The sequence below is a fragment of the Thiohalocapsa sp. genome, assembly GCF_019695415.1.
GTDB lineage: Bacteria > Pseudomonadota > Gammaproteobacteria > Chromatiales > Chromatiaceae > Thiohalocapsa.
The window spans coordinates 1-4,505 of record NZ_JAIFKJ010000458.1; the positions used below are offsets into that span (position 1 = coordinate 1).

Annotated in this window: 3 protein-coding genes; all 3 read right to left on the reverse strand. The window is 69.3% G+C overall.

All coding sequences use genetic code 11. The features are described from left to right. Positions 1-183: 183 nt before the first annotated feature. Positions 184-2,202 carry a CocE/NonD family hydrolase gene (locus tag I6U14_RS12820; protein WP_296899895.1) on the reverse strand — a complete coding sequence of 673 codons (2,019 nt, stop codon included), beginning with the start codon at positions 2,200-2,202 and terminating at the stop codon, positions 184-186. 577 nt (positions 2,203-2,779) lie between these two features. Beyond that, positions 2,780-3,907, reverse strand: a complete 1,128-nt coding sequence (locus I6U14_RS12825; protein WP_296899896.1) for an IS110 family transposase — start codon at positions 3,905-3,907, stop codon at positions 2,780-2,782. Between the two features lie 135 nt (positions 3,908-4,042). Then, a partial coding sequence (locus tag I6U14_RS12830; protein ID WP_296899897.1) for an NAD(+)--dinitrogen-reductase ADP-D-ribosyltransferase occupies positions 4,043-4,505 on the reverse strand: 463 nt, incomplete at its 5' end.

A 4,505-nucleotide genomic window follows, 5' to 3' on the forward strand; every position in this document is an offset into this window, starting at 1 on the left:
TGCGGTGGGCGGAGGGGTCAGAGTGGGTAAAGGAACCGCCGGGCCCCGCCGGGCGGGGGGGGGCTGCTATGGCCCGCGGCGCCCTCCTTCGGCCAGTTCCGCGACTTCGAGGAACGCGGCGAGCGCTTCCGCCACCACGCCGCCGTCGCGCGCTGAGCTGCCAGACGGCGGCAATGGGCCGCCTCAGACGTGGTCGCGGGGGATGCGCTCGTCCCAGCTCTGGGCGTGGACGCGGGTTTCGCCTTCCCAGGCGTCGAGCTCGGCGCGCACGCGGAAGTCGGTGGCGGTCGAGGTCAACAGCGTGCGGGTGGTGGTGCGGATCGCCCAGTCGCCGCGGGTGAGGTTGCGGGTCGTGCGGGTCTCGCCGCAGGCGGAGGTGAAGTCGTCGCCGACCGAGCGGTACCACTCGCGGGTGTCGTGCTCGACGACGAGGTCGATCTCGGGGATGCGGAAGGTGCCGTGGTCGTTGACCACCTCGAGCGTCGAGGCGTCAGCGGCGAGGTCGCGGTGGACCAGCCAATTGTGGTGCCCGGGCGTGAGCGGCACCCGGCGCTCCGGGGTGGCACCCTCGGGCGGGCCGAACGGCGCGCTTGCCGCGTCGTCCGACGTCGCCGGGCGTACCGGCAGGCGCAGGCGGGCCCCCTTGGTGCGCACCGAGAGCCGCGTCGGTGCCGGCGGCGGCCAGGCCAGCGGCCAATAGGAGGAGGACAGTGCCAGCCTGAGGCGGTGCCCCGCCGGAAAGCCCTGGGCGATGTCGTTAAGCTTGACCTCGACCCGGTAGAACCGCCCCGGCTCCAGCGGTTCGGGAAAGCGCGGGCTCGCCCGGTGGGTGAGGTTCAAGAGGCCGTAGGTCACCCGCTGCGCCTGGCGTGCCGGGCCGCGGTCGGAGGGCCGTACGTCGATCAGCTCGCTCGGCCGGTCGGCGGCGACGTCGAGCTCCAGGACGGGCGCGCCGAGTATCTCCAGATCCGCCGCCAGCGGCTCGCCGTCGAAGACGAGCGCGCCGCCGTCCTCTTGGCGCTGGTCGTGGGCGAGGTCGGGCCCGGCGGCGTAGGAGCACCACTTGCCGGCGAACAGCCCGACGGTGAGCGGCGACTGGACCGTCACCACCTCGTCCGGCCCTTCGCCCTCGGGCAACAATCGGCCCGGCGCCAGGGCGAAGGCCTGCTCGCGCACCCGCGGCGAGGGCCAGCTCGGCTCGGCGACCCAGCGGCCGGGGCGGTGGGCGTAGCGCGCGGTCGGCGGCGCGCTCGCCTGCATCCAGGCGCACAGCGCCGGCTCGTCCTCGACGCCGTTGGGGACGTCCTTGAGCCAGCGGTCCCACCAGCGGACACATTCCTGCAGAAAGCCGATCGCCGGGCCGGGCACGCCCAGATGGGGGTATTTGTGCCCCCAGGGGCCGACCAGGCCACGGCGCGGCACGTCGAGGTTCGCCAACAGCCGAAAGACCGCGTTGGAATAGCCGTCCGCCCAACCGCTTACCGCCATCACCGGGCAGCCAACCGCGCCGTAGTCCTCGCAGATCGAGCCGTGGCGCCAGTAGGCGTCGCGGCGCTGGTGCCGCAGCCACTTCTCCAGCCAGAGCCCGCTGCCGTCGAGCCGCGCCCGCCACATCTCGCGCCAGCGCTCGCCCACCACCGCCGGGTCGGGCGGCAGCGCGTTGTAGGCGAACATCACCGAGGCCCAGGAGAGGTTGTCGCCCAACAGGCAGCCGCCCATGTGGTGGACGTCGTCGGCGTACCGGTCGTCGCTGGAGCACACGGTGACGATCGCATGCAGGGCGGGCGGCCGCATCGCCGCGATCTGCAGGCCGTTGAAGCCGCCCCAGGAGATGCCGATCATGCCGACGCTGCCGTCGCACCAGTCCTGTGCTGCGAGCCACCGGATCACCTCGACGCCGTCGTCGAGCTCCTGCTCAAGGTACTCGTCCCGCAGCACCCCCTCGGAGTCGCCGCTGCCGCGCAGGTCCACGCGCACGGCCGCATAGCCGTGGCCGGCGAAGTAGGGGTGCATGGTCTCGTCGCGCAGGCGGATGGAGTCGCGCTTGCGGTAGGGGATGTACTCGAAGATCGCCGGAACTGGATGGCGCATCGCGTCCTCGGGCAGCCAGATCCGGGCGGCCAGGCGGGTGCCGTCCGCCATCTCGATCCAGGTGTGCTCGATGTCGCGCACCGCGTTCGGAAATTCGGTGACCGTGCGCAATGGTGCCTCCTCGCTGTGCTGGGGTCGGTCTCTGAGGGGGTGCTTCGCAACTCTCGCTTGCCGCCGCCCTCGGGCGTGTCTCTCGTAGGTCGGCGCCGACATCAGGAGGCCCGACAATCGGCCCAGCGTCGGGCTTCGTGCCTCAGCCCGACCTTCTATGAGGTCCCGGCTGTCAACCCCGGGGCGTCGTCTCTGAAAATCTAAATCATCTGTCGGTGTTATCCACGCTTTTGTCCACGGGCGAAGTGCCCCTCTATTGCACGAAGCCTGTGGGCAAAAGGGTGGATAACACCGACTCCTTTGCCCCTCGGCGTGTCGTAGGCCGTGCGAATGCAGCGGCTGGCGTCGTTCGCAGTCGAGCCCATGTCGTGCCTCGACCACCTTCTATCCGTGCCGGCGCAGGGCCGGTCACCCAATCTCGCATGCGCCGTTCGGCGCCGACGACACCAGTGAAGAACGCGCCCCATCTACGAAATCGGTCCCGTTATCGACCCGGTCGGGCTACGGGCGCGCTCATACGCTGGACACTACACGAACGCACTGACACTGCACGCTTGTCAGGCTGGCGCGATCGGCCTCAGGCGACCTTCAGACGGGTGCCCTCGGGAACGACGCCGCTCGCGCTAAAGCGCCACAGGTCGATGACCAGGCGCCGCGCCAGGGCGACAATGCCGATGCGCCGCTGGCGTTTGCTGCCGCCGCCGAAGCGCTCCTGGAACCAGCGGCTGTGTTTGCTCTGCGGTTGGTAGCGCAGCCATAGCCAGGCGAGCTGAATCAGCAGCGCACGCACGCGCCGGTTGCCGGCTTTGCTGATGCCCTGCTCACGGACCATGTCACCGCTGTTGTAGGGCACCGGCACGAGGCCCACCAGCGCCGCCAGCTCGCGACGGTTGCGGATCTCGCGCCAGCCGAAAATCTCCAGCACCAGGGTCCAAGCGCCAACCCAGCCGATGCCGGGCAGCAGCATCAGCGCGCGTACCTGCTCCAACCCGGCCGCGCCCTCGATCAGCGCGCGCATCTCGCGCTCGACGCCGCGCAGCTGCGTCTGCGTCAGCTGCAGGCGCTCGTACTCGCGCCGCAAGCCGGCCTTGAGGTGCTCGGGCAGCGCCGTGCCGTCGAACAGCCGCAGCCCCTCCAGGCGCTCGAGGAAGTCTTTGCCCGGCACCAGGCGCAAACCGTGCGCGACCAGCTTGCTGGTGATGCGATTGCGCGCGGCGGTGCATTCCTTCTTCAGCTGCCCGCGCTCGCGATGCAGTTGGCGCAGGTCTTCCCACTGCGCCTCGGGCACCCGCACCACGCGCCACACACGCCGCTCCCCGTGCGCGTAACGAATGAGCTTCTCCAGCAACGCCTGCGCATCGAGCCGGTCGGTCTTCGCCCGCCGCGCCCGCCGCGAGACTTCGATGCTGGCGGCATCGACGACGTGGTTGTCCAACCCCCACGCCTGCAACTGACGGTGCAGCCAGAAGCCGTCGCGCCCAGCCTCATAACAGCTCACCACCCGCACCTGCGATCCCAGATCCCACTTCGACTTGACCGCCTCGATCTGCTCGCGCAGCTCGTCCAACGCCCCAGCCGCAATCACCACCTGGCGCTGGCGCCCTCCGTCGCCAAAGGCTAAACGCCACTTCTTGTCGCTCAGCTCGAAGGCCATGTACAGCACCGCTCCCGCTTGGGTATCGTTCGCTTGAAGGCTCGCAGTCATCTTCGGTTCCTCCCATCAGGTTGGTTTGCACCCCTGAGGGTAACCGACTGCGGGCCTTCATAGGATCTACGGCCAGACGCTTGCCCGATCTCCGTGCCTGTCCATTAGCCGGAACGGCCAAGCCTCGGACGCTCCTTAGAGCGTACTCAGCTGGACCTCGTAGACGCCGCCGAGGACGACGTACTCGTCCTCGCCCTTGAGCATGCCGGGGAGCAGGCGGTTGTAGAAGAAGATCTTAGGCAGCGGGACGGCCACCTCGAGGATGTAGTCGCCGAACTCACAGGCGCGCTCACGATCGCTGGTGAAGCTGCTGAGGTTGTTCAACAGCACGCGGGCGTGGCGGCCGTCGAGCCTCTCCAGGACTTCGTGGCCGTCGAGGCTGTTGATGCCGCGATACAGGGTCAGGTGGGTCCGCTCGCCATAGGACTCGATCGGCTCATACTGCCCGTAGGACAAGCGCAGGACGAGTTGCGCCTCCAGGGAGTTGGTCGCATAGAGCGCGGTGCTGGCTTCCGTACGATCGTGGGGGTAGTGATCGCTGTGGCTGCCGTCGAGGGGATCCGCGTGGTAGGGGGCGGGCAGCCACAAGCGAGTCTCC